Below are 15,311 nucleotides of genomic sequence, written 5' to 3' on the forward strand. Positions count from 1 at the left end.
TCACTCCTTCTTATCAACATCACGAAGCAACTGATCTATCTTCATGCCATAATCCAATGATGTGTCTTCTTCAAATGTAATCGACGGAGTATAACGAATACCTAAACGCTTTCCTACTTCACTACGAAAGTATCCCGCTGAACGCTGTAATACTTGTAATGTTTCTTTTTTTTGCGTTTCCTTGCCAAATAAACTAACATATATTGTCGCTTCCCGTAAATCACCGGTAATCTTCGCATCCGTTACCGTAACAAATCCCAACCGCGGATCTTTTATGTCATGTAAAATTATATCCGATACTTCTTGCTTTATAAATTCTTGAACTTTCCTGATGCGTAATTCTCCCATCGTATACACCTCCTTTATTCCGGAGCGATTTCTACCATTTCATACGCTTCAATTTCATCGCCTTCTTTGATATCGCGATATTTATCCAATGTAATGCCGCATTCATATCCTGCCGCAACTTCCTTTACATCATCTTTAAATCGACGCAAACCATCGATTTCCCCTTCATATGCTACGATGCCATTCCGTATTAAGCGAACCTTGGATGAACTTGTAATTTTTCCTTCTTTTACATAAGAACCACCAACAATAACTTTCGGTGTAGAAATAACTTTTCTTACTTCCGCCCGTCCCACAATATGTTCTTCATATTTCTTTTCAAGCATACCTTTGATAGCCGATTCAACATCATTTAACGCATCATAAATGACACGATACATCCGCATATCTACATTTTCATGTTCTGCTGCCTTCCGAGCCGCTGCATCAGGACGCACATTAAAGCCAATTACTAAAGCGTTAGATGCGGATGCTAACATAATATCAGATTCAGATATAGCACCCACTCCTGCATGTACAATAGCAATACGTACTTCATCACTCTTAATCCCTAATAACGACTGACTAAGTGCTTCCACCGATCCTTGTACATCGCCTTTAATAATAATAGGCAATTCCTTTAATTCCCCTTGCTGAATTTGATTGAATAAATCATCCAAAGTAACTTTGGCATTCGCCCGCAATGCAGATGTGCGTTTCTTTTCCATTCGTTTTTCTGCAACCGACCGTGCTGTTTTTTCATCCGTTACATTTAAAATATCGCCTGCTTCAGGCACATCATTCAAGCCTAATATTTCAACAGGAATAGATGGCTCCGCTTTTTTTACACGTTCTCCACGTTCACTATTCATCGCCCGAACCTTACCAAAACAAGGTCCTACAATAATCGTATCCCCTACATGTAACGTCCCTTTTTGTACTAAAACAGACGCAACTGGACCTCTGCCTTTATCTAACTTCGCTTCAATAACGACACCCTGTGCTGGACGATTCGGATTAGCCTTTAATTCAGATACTTCCGCTAAAACAAGAATATTTTCTAATAATTCATCTAACCCCATCTTTTTATGTGCCGATACGGGTACCATAATCGTATCGCCACCCCAAGCTTCACTAACTAACCCATATTCCGTCAATTGCTGCATAACATGGTCGGGATTAGCCCCTTCTTTATCCATTTTATTAATGGCAACAATAATAGGCACACCAGCAGATTTAGCATGATTGATTGATTCAATTGTTTGTGGCATAACACCATCATCCGCTGCAACCACTAAAACTGCAATATCCGTTACTTGGGCTCCCCGTGCACGCATAGCGGTAAACGCTTCATGCCCCGGTGTATCCATAAAAACAATTTTTTTACCATTATACCGCACCTGATAAGCCCCTATATGCTGCGTAATCCCACCAGCTTCATGACTAGTTACATTAGATTGTCTAATCGCATCTAACAAACTTGTCTTACCATGGTCAACATGTCCCATTATCGTAACAACAGGCGGTCTAATCTGTAATGTTTCTGGAGCATCTTCAATTTCTTCAATTTCAGTAGGATCAGCTGGTGCTTCTTCCGCAGTAACCGTAACACCAAATTCATCCGCAATAAGCGATGCCGTTTCAAAATCAATTTCTTGATTAATCGTGGCCATAATACCACCTAACAATAATTTTTTAATAACTTCTCCGACATCCCGCCCTAGCCGTTCGGCAAAATCTTTAACAATAATTGTTTCCGGAATGGCAATTTCCGTCGGATAATTTTTTTTCTGCTGAGTCGCATTATTACCTTCCTGTGTCATATGAAATGTCTTTTGATTTTTATTATTTTTATGCTTTCCCTTATTCAATACATTAGAAAGTAGCGTATGCGGACGTGCCCCCCCTTGTCCATTACGCCCATTGGGGTTCTTCTTCTTTTTATTATCATTTTTTCCCAACATATCCTGTGTTTTTGCAAAAATCTTTGTTCGCTTATTTTCACCTTTTCCATGAGTCCCATTTATTTTACTATGTCTATCGTTTGGTTTATCCGATACATGCACCTTATCAGAAACTCCTTTGCTCTGTTTTTTTAAATGCTCTTTCTCCGAAGCTTGTCTATGATCCGAATAATGTGTCTTTTCTTGTTTCACACCCTGCCCTTGATGTAACGTCACAGACGTATTCTTTTCTTTCGTTTCAACCGCTTTTGTAAATCCGTGATTTTTATTATCTTGATGATGCATATTTCCACTTGTATTATGCTGTGTTCCCTCTACTTTTATATGGTCATCTTTTTGGGTTGACCTTACTTCATGAGCAAATGTTCGAGCAATAATTTGCTCCATTTGTTCATCTACACCGGAAAAATTCGTAACTTTAATATTTTGTTTAGACAATAAGTCAATTACTTCTTTGATCGATCTATTATACTCTTTAGCTACTTCATACACCCGTTTTTTACTCATCAACGTACCCCCTTTATTTCATTTCTTTCAACACCTTCAGAATCGCTGCCGCAAAACCTTCATCAAGAAGTGCCACAACAATATGCTCTTTTTTCCCTACAGCACTACCTAGTTCCATCTTTGTATAAATATCAATCACTGGTACATGCTGTTGTTCACAAATATAACGATACTTATCTTGTTTATCCCTGTTTCCATCCGCTGCAATAAATACTAATCTTGGTCTTTGATTTTGTAAACTCTGTAAAACTGGTTTATCCCCACTAATAATTTTACGAGCTCGACAAGCTAATCCCAATAAATTTAAAATCCGATTCTGCAACATCACACTAAATCCTGTAATACACTCTCATAAATTTCATCAGATACGGTAGCCTTCAATGAACGCTCTAAACGATGTTCTTTACGAGCTTTTGCCAAACATTGCGCATCATGACAAAGATATACCCCTCTACCTGCTTTACGTCCTGTCGAATCTACCATTACTTCCCCTTCTGCCGTTCGTACAATCCGAATCATATCTTTTTTTAACTTTTGTTCTTGGCATCCTGCACAAACACGTACAGGCATTTTTTTTGTTTCATCCGTACCTCCTATTCTACTTCAGAAACCTCCGAAAGATTAGCTATTTCATGTAAAATATCCGAACATTCCGACTGTTCTAATTCTACTGTTTTCGTTTCCTCACCTTGTGCTTGACTTTCACTTTTTATATCTATCTTCCAATTTGTAAGTTTTGCTGCTAATCTTGCATTCTGCCCGGCCTTACCAATAGCCAATGATAATTGAAAATCTGGTACGATAACATTTGCCATCTTATTTTCTTCATCCACTGTAACTGAAAACACCTGTGCTGGCGAAAGAGCATTTGCAATATATACAGCTGAATCTTCATCCCACTTTACGATATCTATTTTTTCATTCTGTAATTCCGTCACGATATTTTGCACACGCACGCCTTTAGGCCCTACACAAGCCCCCACAGAATCTACCTTATCATCCCGTGAAAAAACAGCAATTTTGGATCGTTTTCCTGGTTCTCGTGCTACTGATTTTAACTCTACTACACCTTCATATATTTCTGGAACTTCTAATTCAAACAAACGTTTTAACAATCCTGGATGGGTGCGAGAAATTAAAATTTGTGCTCCCTTCGTCGTTTTTCGTACTTCTACAACATAACACTTAATACGACGCCCAATATAATAAGTTTCACTCGGTATTTGTTCCGTTGGTGGTAATATGGCTTCCGCTTTACCCAAATCAACATATACATTTTTATTTTCAATACGCTGTACTAAGCCTGTAACAACATCATCAGTCCGATTATAAAATTCATCATACACCATACTACGTTCTGCCTCACGCAACCGTTGAATCATTACTTGCTTAGCCGCCTGTGCAGCAATGCGGCCAAAATTATTAGGTGTAACATCCACATGAATCATATCCCCAATTTCATATGACGAATGAATCTGCTGTGCGTCCTCTAAAGAAATCTCTTCATTCATATTTGTTACCGTTTCCACCACATTTTTCGCCGCAACAATACGATAATCACCTGTTTCTCGATTGAATTCCACATCTGCAATCGGATTTGCCTCAGGTTCTTTTTTATATGCTGTAAGCAATACCGCTTCTAACGAGTCATAAATAACATCAGGTGCCACTCCTTTTTCTTTTGCTAAAAACGCAATGGCATTAAGTAATTCCTTATTCACGTGTCCAACCTCCATTAAAAATCAATATGTAAACGAACTTGTGCAATCTGTTTCATTTCCAATATACATTCTTCTTCATCTATTAAAATATACAGCTTATCTTCTTTTTTTTGCATCAATTTTCCCACTAGGGCTTTTGTCCCTGAAAGAGGTGCAAACAGATGAATATCCACCATACGACCAGCATAGCGAATAAAATCTTTTTCTTTTTTCAAAATTCGATCTAATCCTGGGGATGATACTTCTAACAAATAAGAATCACCAATGGGATCATCCTGATCAAGAAGTTTGCTTAATTGTTCACTTATGCTTCGACAATCTTCTAAGTCAACGCCGCCTTCTTTATCAATAAACACGCGTAAATACCAGTCTTTTTCCCGAACATACTCCACATCAACTAACTCTAACGCAGTGTTTGTTAACATGGCTTCAACTTTGTCTGCCACATATTGTTCAATTGTTTCTCTTTTCATAATACCCCACCTTATAAAAAATACAGATGTAAAAGATAAGAGTGGGAAGCCCCACTCTACAATAACCATAAGCCTGTTGCCTATCACATGTTCTGTTCATCTCGTGTCATTTGTTCTGCCTGAACTGTCTGTTCCAGTTCATCTAATACACCTATCAATCGTGATTGCACTGCCCGTTGTACATCTTGTATAGTAGAACTATCAAAATCATGTACTAAATTAGGGAAATTGTATACTCGTTGTTCTGCAAAAAAATCATCGCGCAACAAATTATACATCAATGATAAACCACTTCTTGTTATTACATCATAATAAGACAATATCATATAAGATCCATTAATGATTTGCACTGCACTTGTAGGACTTATATCTCGCCGAAATGACTTATATTGAGTAGGTAAAAACGACTCCCAATTTACTTTGGTAATCCCCTTTTCACGTACAATCGACATAACGTTTTTTTCTCGATGCACATAATGTCCATCAATTATAGAAGCTAACCGAGATGCAACCATTTGCTGAAAATATTCCCATTTATCTGTAATAAATTCAATAAGAGAAAATTCTAGCATCCCAATATTTACACGAACAGAAAATTCATGCGAAGATAAATTAAAAACGGCTTTCACAAACCAACCATTATCACGATTTAAGTAACGAAACAAACAAAATTCTTTTTCTACACCCTGTTCACTCACTACATCGAACACTTCTAACAATTGAAAAGCTCCCACGGAGAGTGGGAGAACAGAAGTGATATTCCACTGTTTGAATGTTTCAATCAATGTCTTATCCATAATTCACACTGGTGCGGTTGGTGGGATTTGAACCCACACGATCGTTGATCACTGCCGCCTGAAGACAGCGCGTCTGCCGTTCCGCCACAACCGCGTAAAAGAACTAAAAATCATATAAAAGCTTGTACTGCTGTTCATTCAGCAATACTATTTTAACATATTCACGTGTTTCTGCAAAGGGTATCTTATCAATTTCTGAAAAATCTGTGGTCCAACCATAGTTTTGAATCCATAAATCGACATATCCTCTCCCCGCATTATAAGCAGCCAATGCCAACACCTTGTTACCCTTATAGACCCGCATAAGGTATGATAAATACCATGTACCCATGCGAATATTTATTCGAGCATCCCCTAATTGGGCTGGATGAAAAGATCGTACACCCATTTTTTTAGCTATCCATTCCCCTGTATCCGGCATAATCTGCATCAGTCCTTGTGCCCCTCGATGAGATGCCGCTTCTTTATCAAACTTACTTTCCACTAAAATAACCGATGCTACCAATGCTGGTTCTACTCCTTCTTGTGCAGCATAATGACGAACCAAATATTCGTACTGCAAAGGGTATACAAATTGACGCATAACCACATTTTTCCATGAATAAAAATAGGTCGCACATATACAAATCGCCATAATAGCGACTATCAATTTTAGACGAAAATGTGTTGCCTTTTTTTTTCTCAAACTAACCTCCTAAACAACGAATCACCACTACACTATTTCCCGTTGCAACCGTACCCATTGCTGTTTTATCTGTTTTTTCGTATCTTCTAAACTTCCTTGATTATCAATAATCACAGAAGCCAACTTTATTTTTTTATCCATCGTCCACTGCGAATGAATACGCTCTTCTGCCTCTTTTTGCTCATAGCCATTACGCAGCATAAGACGATGCAATTGGATATCGCGTGGGACATAAACAACCCAAACTTCATCTACCTGCGTTTGATAATTCACTTCAAATAATAAAGGCATGTCCAAAAAAACAAGTTTACAATTCAACCTTGCCAATTCTTGCATTTTTGCTTGCAAAGACGAAAAAATCAACGGAAATAAAATACGTTCCAACCGTTCTTTATTAACTTCATTTCCAAAAACCAGTTTTCCTAACCTATCTCGATTCAACGACTTATCTTCCCGTAACACATGCTCGCCAAAGGCATTGACTACTTGTTGTAATCCCACCGTTCCAGGAGCCACTACTTCTCTTGCCAAAATATCACAATCAACTACACATGCCCCTTCCTGTCGTAGCATATCTACAACCGTACTTTTACCAGAGGCAATTCCTCCCGTTAAACCAATTTTATACATAGTATTATCTTCCCTTTCGCCTTTGACATAAAGGACAAAAATGTGTCCCCCGTCCTCCCAATTTTATATACTGTATCGTATGACCACACCGTGGACAGGGACTTCCCTCTTTCCCATAAACTTGCAAAAAATGCTGATGGGATCCCTTTTTACCTATTCCATTTACATAATCCCGAATCGTCGTTCCCCCATGGGAAATTCCCTGAGTTAACACCTGATTTATTGCTTCATGTAGGACTTTACAAGCATGTAACGAAAGAACATTAGCCTTTTCATCAGGACGAATTTTAGCTAAGAATAGTGCTTCATCAACATATATATTACCTAATCCTGCTACTACTTTTTGATCAAGTAACACTGCCTTAATCGTACTTTTTCTTTTTTGCACCAACCGATATAAATAAGTGGCTGTAAACTTAGGACTATTTCCGTCCGGTCCCAACGAATCATATCCATCAATACCAGTCATCCCCGTTATTGGTACCAACCAAAAGCCACCAAATGTACGTACATCATGATACACCAAAAAACCTTTATTTAGTCGAAAATAAATATGTATATAATCCATCATTGCAGGCAACCTATCCATATATAACAGCCTACCTGTCATGCGTAAATGAATCACCACATGTACTGAACCAGAAAGAAGCAGCGTTAAATATTTTCCCCGTCGACGAATACCCAAAATCGTGCAACCTTGTGTTTTCTGCTGAAACGTTAAAACAGATACATTCTTTACTAAGCGTGGTAAACCGACAGTTACCCGTTCTATGTTTTTCCCGACTATATATGATTCTAGAGCAGTACGAATTGTTTCGACTTCTGGTAACTCCGGCATATATACCCTCCTATTTTGCTTCTTCCCAATTACTTCCATAATGAAGATCTACTACCAATGGCACGGATAATGATACAATCCCTTCCATCGTAGTTTTTAACAGATGTTGTACTATATCTAATTCTTCTTTAGGTACTTCTAAAACTAATTCATCATGGACTTGTACTAACAATTGACTGCGTAACTGTGCTTTTTCTAATTCCACTTGCACCGCATTCATAGCCAGTTTAATAATATCAGCTGCACTTCCCTGAATGGGTGTATTCATAGCCATCCGTTCTGCCATCGAACGGCGAGCAAAATTTTTACTATGAATATCGCCTAAACTACGCAATCGACCAAACATCGTTCGTGTAATACCTGTTGTTCGTGCATCTTCAATAAGTTTTTCCATATACACTTGAATCGTACTATATCTCGCAAAATAAGATTCAATATATACTTTAGCTTGTTGAATTGAAATACCAATATTGCGCGATAAACCAAAATCGCTAATCCCATAGATAATACCAAAATTAACTGCCTTAGCATGTGCCCGCTCTTCTGCCGTAACTTTTTCCATCGGAATGCCAAACACTTCCGATGCCGTCCGACGATGAATATCTTGATTTTTTTTAAAGCCATCAATCATCGTAGGATCTTGCGATAGATGAGCCAATATTCGCAATTCAATTTGCGAATAATCCCCCGAAACAATATAGTCAAATCCCTTGCCAGGAACAAACAAAGAGCGAATTTTTTTCCCTTGTTCTGTACGAATAGGAATATTTTGTAAATTCGGATCAGAACTACTTAATCTCCCCGTCGCCGTTACCATTTGATTAAACGAAGTATATACCCGTCCTGTCTGCTCAAATACCAATGGTTTTAATCCTTCTAAATAAGTCGAAATTAATTTTTTCAAGGTACGAAAACGAATAATGTTATCGATAATAGGATGCTTATCCAATAATGCTTCTAGCACCTCAATATTCGTTGAATAGCCCGTCTTCGTTTTTTTCATTACGGGTAATCGCAAAACTTCAAAAAGAATATGGCCTAATTGTTTGGGTGAATTAATATTAAAGATTTCTCCCGCCGCATCATAAATAGTATTTTCTAACTGTTCTGCCTGGTGCACTAGTTCTTTTTTCATGACCTCTAAACGAGTCATATTCACAGTAAAACCATTGCTTTCCATAATTCCCAACGTATACAACAATGGTTTTTCTATGTTGTCATACAGATTCATTAACCCCGCCGTTTGTAAAGCCTCTTTTTCTTGTTCCCACACAGCGGAAATCCCCCATGTGTCATATAATAGATCTCGTTTTTCTCGACGTAACGCATCCACATCAAACCGCTCTGCTAAATAAGCGATATCATATGAAGAACGAGTCGGATCTAATAAGTATGCTGCTAAGACAACATCTCCTACGGGAATTCTTTGTGCATTAATCATATGCATCGCCTTATATAGCAATTTCCCATCTAAGGTAATAATTTGCTTTGCTGTACCAAATTCCTTAATAAATGAACTGATCTTTGTGTTAGGTACAATCATTCCCTTATTCTCTATGACAATTACCATCTTATCTATACATGGAACTGGCTTTTCATCATTACACTGTATACCTACTGCCACTACTTTTCCCGCCATATCTGTTGGCAAAAATTGAACTTCTTCGATACTCTCCATAAAAATCTGTTTTTCACTTTTACCTAAATTAGAAAAACAATCAAACCCAGCAAACCGATATAATAAACTTTGTAATCCTAATTGTCTAAATAATGTGCCTGCTTCCCCTTCATTTGGTTTTGGCACAAACATATCTAATGTGTAAGATATCGGTACATCACAATGAATAGTAGCTAACTTTTTAGAAAGCCGAGCCATCTCTTCATTACTTTTTAGTTTTTCTTTTAATTTATTACCAGTCACATTGTCTACATTTGCATAAATACCATCAATACTGCCAAATTCATCAATTAATTTTCGTGCTGTTTTTTCTCCCACACCTGGTACCCCTGGAATATTATCAGCCGTATCCCCCATTAACGATTTCATATCCACTACCTGTTCAGGTGTATATCCATATTCTTTAACCATAACATCTGGGGTTACCGCTAGCATAGTAGTAATCCCTTTTTTAGTTAAATAAACTGTAATCTGATCATTAACTAATTGTAAGGCATCCCGATCACCTGTCACAATGGCAATATCCAAATTATGCTCTACTGAATGAGTTGCAATTGTTCCTAAAATATCATCACCTTCATACCCATCCATCTCTACAACTGCAATTCCTAAACTAGCTAATACTTCTCTTATCAAAGCAAATTGAGGTCGTAATTCATCTGGGGCCGGTTTTCTCGTTGCCTTATATCCAGCATACATATCATTACGAAACGTATGCTTATCTTTATCAAATGCTACAGCAACATAATTAGGCTGTAATTCTTCATATAATTTAAGGAGCATGTTTAAAAATCCATATACAGCATTCGTATAATTGCCGCGACTATCTGTTAACATAGGAATTGCATAAAACGCTCTATATAACAAACTACTCCCATCAATGATAACTAATTTTTCTTTCATCGCCTACGCCTCAATTCTCTTTATCGAAATAATGCTTTGACAAGAGTATATACAATATATACTCCTAATAATACCAACAATACAGGAATTAATTGCACGATCAAACCAATAACACCAATAATAATAGCTGCCATGCAAAAAACAAGAAATCCCAAGGCAAGTTTTACACGCCAAGAGGCATTTTTAATACCGAATTTAATATATCCATGCGATGCTTTTTTTTCCGGATGTATCTTTTTTGTTTCTTCATAAATCGTCCCGTCTTCATTAATCGTTTGCCCCGAAAAATTTATTCGTTCAGAGTCAGACATCACACGTGCTTCTTGTGCTTCTTTATGGTGTTCACATTGTTCACATAATCCATCCGTATATACGGCATCATTATCACAATTGCGGCATTTCATCCATCATTCCTCCTCTACCTATGAAGCTATTATTTTATTATAACACACTTATGCCCCCCTACCTATAACTATATAATTCCACAACAATATAAAAAATCTACATAAAAAGAGATGTGAAAAAACAAACTTTCACATCTCTTTACATGCTCACAATACACATTCACTGTTATTTTTTATTTAATGCAGCTTGCAAGGTATGCCATGCCAATACAGCACATTTTACTCGTGCTGGCATATTCGATATGTTCTTTAAAGCAATCGCATCTTCTAATTCTTCTAATACATCCTCATCGGTCACTTCACGCTTAATCATATCTAAAAACAACTTCACTAGTTGTAACGCCTCTGACACAGACTTTCCCTTAATAAGATCGATCATAATATCTGCTGAGGCCTGGCTAATCGCACAACCTTGACCCGTATATGCAGCATCTTTAATTATATCTCCATCAAATTTTAATTGTAATGTAATATCATCACCACAACTTGGATTATGCCCATGTTCATGAATATCCGCTTCTGCAAGAGAACGTTTATTTTCTAGACATTGATTATGTTCTAAAATGATATCCGAATACAATTCATTCATATTTTCCATGGCTGTAAAACTCCTTACTCTTTATATCCCATTTGTTTTCTAACTAAAGGCAACTTGTCCAAAAAGTAATCGATCTCTTCAGGTGTATTATAAATATAAAAACTTGCTCTATTAGACGCTTCGATGCCCAAATGAGCCCCTAAAGGTTGTGCACAATGATGCCCCGATCGAATCGCAATTCCAAAACTATCAAGAATCGTTGCCGCATCGTGTGGATGTACCCCTTCTATGGTAAAAGAAATAACACCATTTTTTTCCTTCGGATCAAGCGAACCAATAATATGAATATGGGGAATTTTTTTCATTCCTTCCAAACACCGCGTGGTTAATTCTTGTTCGTGTGCTTCAATTTCATCCATACCCAATGCTTCTAAATATTCTATGGCCGCTTTTAAAGCAACCGCACCTTCTACATTTTGCGATCCCGCTTCAAATTTATATGGCAATACATTATATGTCGTATGTTGTTCTTGCACATATTCAATCATGTCGCCGCCTAACAAAAACGGCTCCATATCTTCTAAGAGTGCTTTTTTACCATATACTACACCTGTACCAGCCGATCCACACATCTTATGCCCTGAAAAAACATAAAAATCACAATCAAGATCTTGTACATCTGTCTTTATATGTGGTGTCGATTGTGCTCCGTCAACAATAGCAATTGCTCCTACTGCATGTGCTTTTGCTACAATTTCTTTTACTGGACGTTTCATACCATAAACATTACTAATAGCAGCAAAAGAAACAATCTTAGTATGCTGATCTATTTTAGCTAAATCTTCTGGTGTAAAATGACCTTCTTTATCTAAATACATATATACTAATTCAGCACCTGTTTTTTGACATACCCGTTGCCACGTAACCAAATTAGAATGATGTTCTGAAATAGGTAAAACAATCGTATCACCTTTTTTTAGATGAGTTTCACCATAGCTTCTCGCAATTAAATTTAACCCTTCTGTTGTATTCCGCACAAAAATAATTTCATCAACCGATGGAGCATGTATAAAACGCCGCACCGCTAACCGTGCTTGGTCATACAACTCACCTGCTTCAACGGAAAGAATATGTGCACCTCGATGAGGATTGCCATTGTGATGCTCTAACAAATCAACAATGGCATCAATAACCTTCCGAGGTTTTTGTGTCGTCGCAGCATTATCAAAATATACTAACGGATGTCCATTATGAACCTTTTTTAAAATCGGGAAGTCATCACGTACATTACGCATATTATTCACCTTTCTCATAACAAATTTTCATCTTATCCCGCACGGCTTGTAATGCCTTTTCTTCCATATCAGCATCACCTAATTTATCAATGATGGGACGAACATTAGATTCCACTAAAATTAATTGAGCACCGGCTTCATCAAAACCACGACTCATCAAATAAAACAACATGTCCTTATCCACTTGTCCAGCACTAGATGCGTGATTCCCTACAACATCATCTTCCTTACATAACAGCAACGGAATAGAAACAGAATGCACGGTAGGACTCAATAGCAAGCAACTGTCTGATTCTGAGCCAAACGCTTTTTTGCATCCACGTAAGAAATCAATGGTTCCGCGGAAAGATTTTTTTGCCGTTTCCATTAAAGCACCTGTATTAATAATATCGGTTTTTGTTTTTTCTCCCTTCATCGGAACTTCACAAGAAAAATCAAAAACTTGTGAACCTGCACCGATATATGTGCTATAAAAATTATACTCACCTTCGGCTTTAGATAAATCACCTTTATAATAAATTAACACTTCTTTGCCACCTAATTCAGCACCTACAAACTCTACACATGCCGATTCGTGAATACGTGTTAACCGATGATCAATATGCCGAACATGATCACCATGTAATTGCAACTTACTTACTCGTACCCGTGCACCCGCTGCCGCTTGTACATATTGAAATAAATTCACTTCTCCCTCTGGTGCGTCACCATCAAAAGTAATAAATACCTTTACATCACTATCAGCTGCGGCCTTGATATATAATTGACCAATAATTTGTGGTGCTTCTTTCGTAACGGTATAATGTAACCATACTGCACCTTGGCCTGCAACAGGAACAGTAATCTGGCAACCTGTATTATGTTGATGTAAAGCCAAATCTCTCACCCGGGGATTAGCTCCTTCAAAATCATGAAACTCGGGAATTCTATCATCCATATAAAATTCAACTTGCACATCTCCCTCATGCCGTTCTAACACATCAACATGTTTCGTCGCCAACGGTGTCAACTGAGGTAGTTCCAAATAATTCACCTTCATCCAACGAAAAGTTGGCCGTGGGAGTTGGTTATATTGTTCTTTTACTGTCATGTCTATCCTCCTCCCTTACATAGAACCTTTTAACTCTAAATTAATCAAATTGTTCATTTCTACAGCATATTCTAACGGCAATGCCTTCGATACAGGTTCCACAAAACCACGTACAAGCATAGCCCGTGCATCATCTTCACTCAAACCACGACTCATCAAGTAAAAAATAGCTTCATCGGAAATACGCCCAATTTTAGCTTCATGTCCTAAATCAATATTATCTGTATCTACGACAATAGCAGGAATCGTATCAGATTGCGATTCTTCATCCAACATCAAAGATTCGCAACTGACTGTTGCCTTCGATCCTTCGGCATTCTTTTTAACAATAACACTACCTCGATAAATACATGCTCCACCATCTTTAGAAATAGATTTAGAATTTATATTACTTGTTGTACGCGGTGCATTATGAATAACCTTTGAGCCTGTATCCAAAAATTGACCTTTTCCAGCAAAAGTAACCCCTGTAAATTCACAATGAGCACCTTCACCATTCAAAATACTCATCGGATATAAACAAGATGTATGCGACCCGAAAGAACCGGTAACCCAATTAATCGTGCCATTTTTCCCTACAATAGCACGTTTCGTGTTTAAATTGTACATATTCTTGGACCAGTTTTCAATGGTCGAATACGTCAAGGTCGCATCATCGCCGATAAACAATTCCACACAGCCGGCATGCAAATTGGCAACGTTATATTTCGGGGCACTGCAGCCTTCAATAAAATGTACTTTCGCACCCTTTTCCACAATAATCAGCGTATGTTCAAATTGACCCGCTCCCGGAGCATTGAGGCGAAAATAACTTTGTAACGGAATTTCCACGTCTACCCCTTCCGGCACATACACATAAGAACCGCCCGACCATACAGCCCCATGCAAAGCGGCAAATTTGTGATCCGTTGGCGGCACAAGTTTCATAAAATGGCGCCGCACACTGTCTTCATACTGCTTTAACGCCGTATCAAAATCGGTATAAATAACCCCTTGCTTAACCAAATCTTCTTGAATACTGTGGTACACGACTTCCGAATCATACTGTGCACCTACACCGGCTAAAGACGTTTTTTCTGCTTCAGGAATACCCAGACGATCAAAAGTATCTTTAATGTCTTCTGGCACATCATTCCAATTCGCCTTCATATTAGCATCTGGTCGCACATATGTAACTATATTATCCATATCAAGTTCACTAATATCAGGTCCCCAATTAGGATAATCAATTTTATAAAAAAGCTCTAATGATTTAAGCCGAAAATTCAACATCCATTCGGGTTCATCTTTTTTTCGAGAAATTTCACGAACAATATCCGGTGTAAGACCGGCATCTGTTTTATAAGAATATTTAAAATCTTTGCGGAAATTATACATATTCCCCATATCAGATAAGGATTGCAGTTTTTCACGTTCCGCTTCCAATTCCAATTGCTTATCGTCAGCCATCGTTTTCTGCCT

Annotated in this window: 16 protein-coding genes and 1 tRNA gene; all 17 read right to left on the reverse strand. The window is 37.8% G+C overall.

What is annotated here, in order from left to right; all coding sequences use genetic code 11:
• Window positions 1-348: a 30S ribosome-binding factor RbfA gene (gene rbfA / locus HMPREF1040_RS00265; protein WP_007391941.1), complete on the reverse strand. Its 348-nt coding sequence runs from the start codon at window positions 346-348 to the stop codon at window positions 1-3.
• Window positions 349-362: 14 nt separating this feature from the next.
• Window positions 363-2,798: a translation initiation factor IF-2 gene (gene infB, locus HMPREF1040_RS00270; protein WP_007391908.1), complete on the reverse strand. Its 2,436-nt coding sequence runs from the start codon at window positions 2,796-2,798 to the stop codon at window positions 363-365.
• A 13-nt stretch (window positions 2,799-2,811) separates the two neighbouring features.
• On the reverse strand, window positions 2,812-3,123 hold the full coding sequence (locus HMPREF1040_RS00275) for a ribosomal L7Ae/L30e/S12e/Gadd45 family protein (protein WP_007391950.1): 312 nt from the start codon (window positions 3,121-3,123) through the stop codon (window positions 2,812-2,814).
• Entirely contained in the window at window positions 3,123-3,368 is a 246-nt protein-coding gene (rnpM, locus tag HMPREF1040_RS00280) for an RNase P modulator RnpM (protein WP_007391927.1), read from the reverse strand. Before rnpM ends, HMPREF1040_RS00275 begins: the two co-directional genes overlap by 1 nt.
• Before the next feature lie 23 nt (window positions 3,369-3,391).
• Window positions 3,392-4,519, reverse strand: a complete 1,128-nt coding sequence (nusA, locus tag HMPREF1040_RS00285; RefSeq protein WP_007391932.1) for a transcription termination factor NusA — start codon at window positions 4,517-4,519, stop codon at window positions 3,392-3,394.
• A gap of 14 nt (window positions 4,520-4,533) precedes the next feature.
• A complete protein-coding gene (rimP, locus tag HMPREF1040_RS00290) occupies window positions 4,534-4,992 on the reverse strand; it encodes a ribosome maturation factor RimP (protein ID WP_007391906.1) in 459 nt (152 codons plus the stop codon).
• 83 nt (window positions 4,993-5,075) lie between these two features.
• Window positions 5,076-5,789 carry a hypothetical protein gene (locus tag HMPREF1040_RS00295; RefSeq protein WP_007391957.1) on the reverse strand — a complete coding sequence of 238 codons (714 nt, stop codon included), beginning with the start codon at window positions 5,787-5,789 and terminating at the stop codon, window positions 5,076-5,078.
• A gap of 9 nt (window positions 5,790-5,798) precedes the next feature.
• A tRNA-Leu gene (locus HMPREF1040_RS00300) sits at window positions 5,799-5,883 on the reverse strand.
• Between the two features lie 9 nt (window positions 5,884-5,892).
• Entirely contained in the window at window positions 5,893-6,474 is a 582-nt protein-coding gene (locus tag HMPREF1040_RS00305) for a lytic transglycosylase domain-containing protein (protein ID WP_007391915.1), read from the reverse strand.
• Between the two features lie 27 nt (window positions 6,475-6,501).
• A complete protein-coding gene (gene coaE, locus HMPREF1040_RS00310) occupies window positions 6,502-7,104 on the reverse strand; it encodes a dephospho-CoA kinase (protein WP_007391921.1) in 603 nt (200 codons plus the stop codon).
• A gap of 4 nt (window positions 7,105-7,108) precedes the next feature.
• Window positions 7,109-7,942, reverse strand: coding sequence for a DNA-formamidopyrimidine glycosylase (gene mutM / locus HMPREF1040_RS00315; RefSeq protein WP_007391900.1), 834 nt, complete (start codon window positions 7,940-7,942; stop codon window positions 7,109-7,111).
• 10 nt (window positions 7,943-7,952) lie between these two features.
• The gene (gene polA / locus HMPREF1040_RS00320) at window positions 7,953-10,523 is read right to left on the reverse strand and encodes a DNA polymerase I (RefSeq protein WP_007391937.1); all 2,571 of its coding nucleotides are present in this window, start codon (window positions 10,521-10,523) and stop codon (window positions 7,953-7,955) included.
• 20 nt (window positions 10,524-10,543) lie between these two features.
• Window positions 10,544-10,927: a hypothetical protein gene (locus HMPREF1040_RS00325; RefSeq protein WP_007391922.1), complete on the reverse strand. Its 384-nt coding sequence runs from the start codon at window positions 10,925-10,927 to the stop codon at window positions 10,544-10,546.
• Between the two features lie 166 nt (window positions 10,928-11,093).
• Window positions 11,094-11,525, reverse strand: coding sequence for a Fe-S cluster assembly sulfur transfer protein SufU (sufU, locus tag HMPREF1040_RS00330; protein WP_007391917.1), 432 nt, complete (start codon window positions 11,523-11,525; stop codon window positions 11,094-11,096).
• Between the two features lie 14 nt (window positions 11,526-11,539).
• Entirely contained in the window at window positions 11,540-12,760 is a 1,221-nt protein-coding gene (locus HMPREF1040_RS00335; RefSeq protein ID WP_036257165.1) for an aminotransferase class V-fold PLP-dependent enzyme, read from the reverse strand.
• Window position 12,761: 1 nt separating this feature from the next.
• Window positions 12,762-13,850 carry a SufD family Fe-S cluster assembly protein gene (locus tag HMPREF1040_RS00340; RefSeq protein WP_007391956.1) on the reverse strand — a complete coding sequence of 363 codons (1,089 nt, stop codon included), beginning with the start codon at window positions 13,848-13,850 and terminating at the stop codon, window positions 12,762-12,764.
• A 15-nt stretch (window positions 13,851-13,865) separates the two neighbouring features.
• Complete coding sequence (gene sufB / locus HMPREF1040_RS00345) at window positions 13,866-15,299, reverse strand: Fe-S cluster assembly protein SufB (RefSeq protein WP_007391916.1); 1,434 nt, start codon at window positions 15,297-15,299, stop codon at window positions 13,866-13,868.
• Between the last annotated feature and the right edge of the window lie 12 nt (window positions 15,300-15,311).

Origin of the sequence: Megasphaera sp. UPII 135-E, assembly GCF_000221545.1 — a bacterium.
GTDB lineage: Bacteria > Bacillota > Negativicutes > Veillonellales > Megasphaeraceae > Megasphaera > Megasphaera hutchinsoni.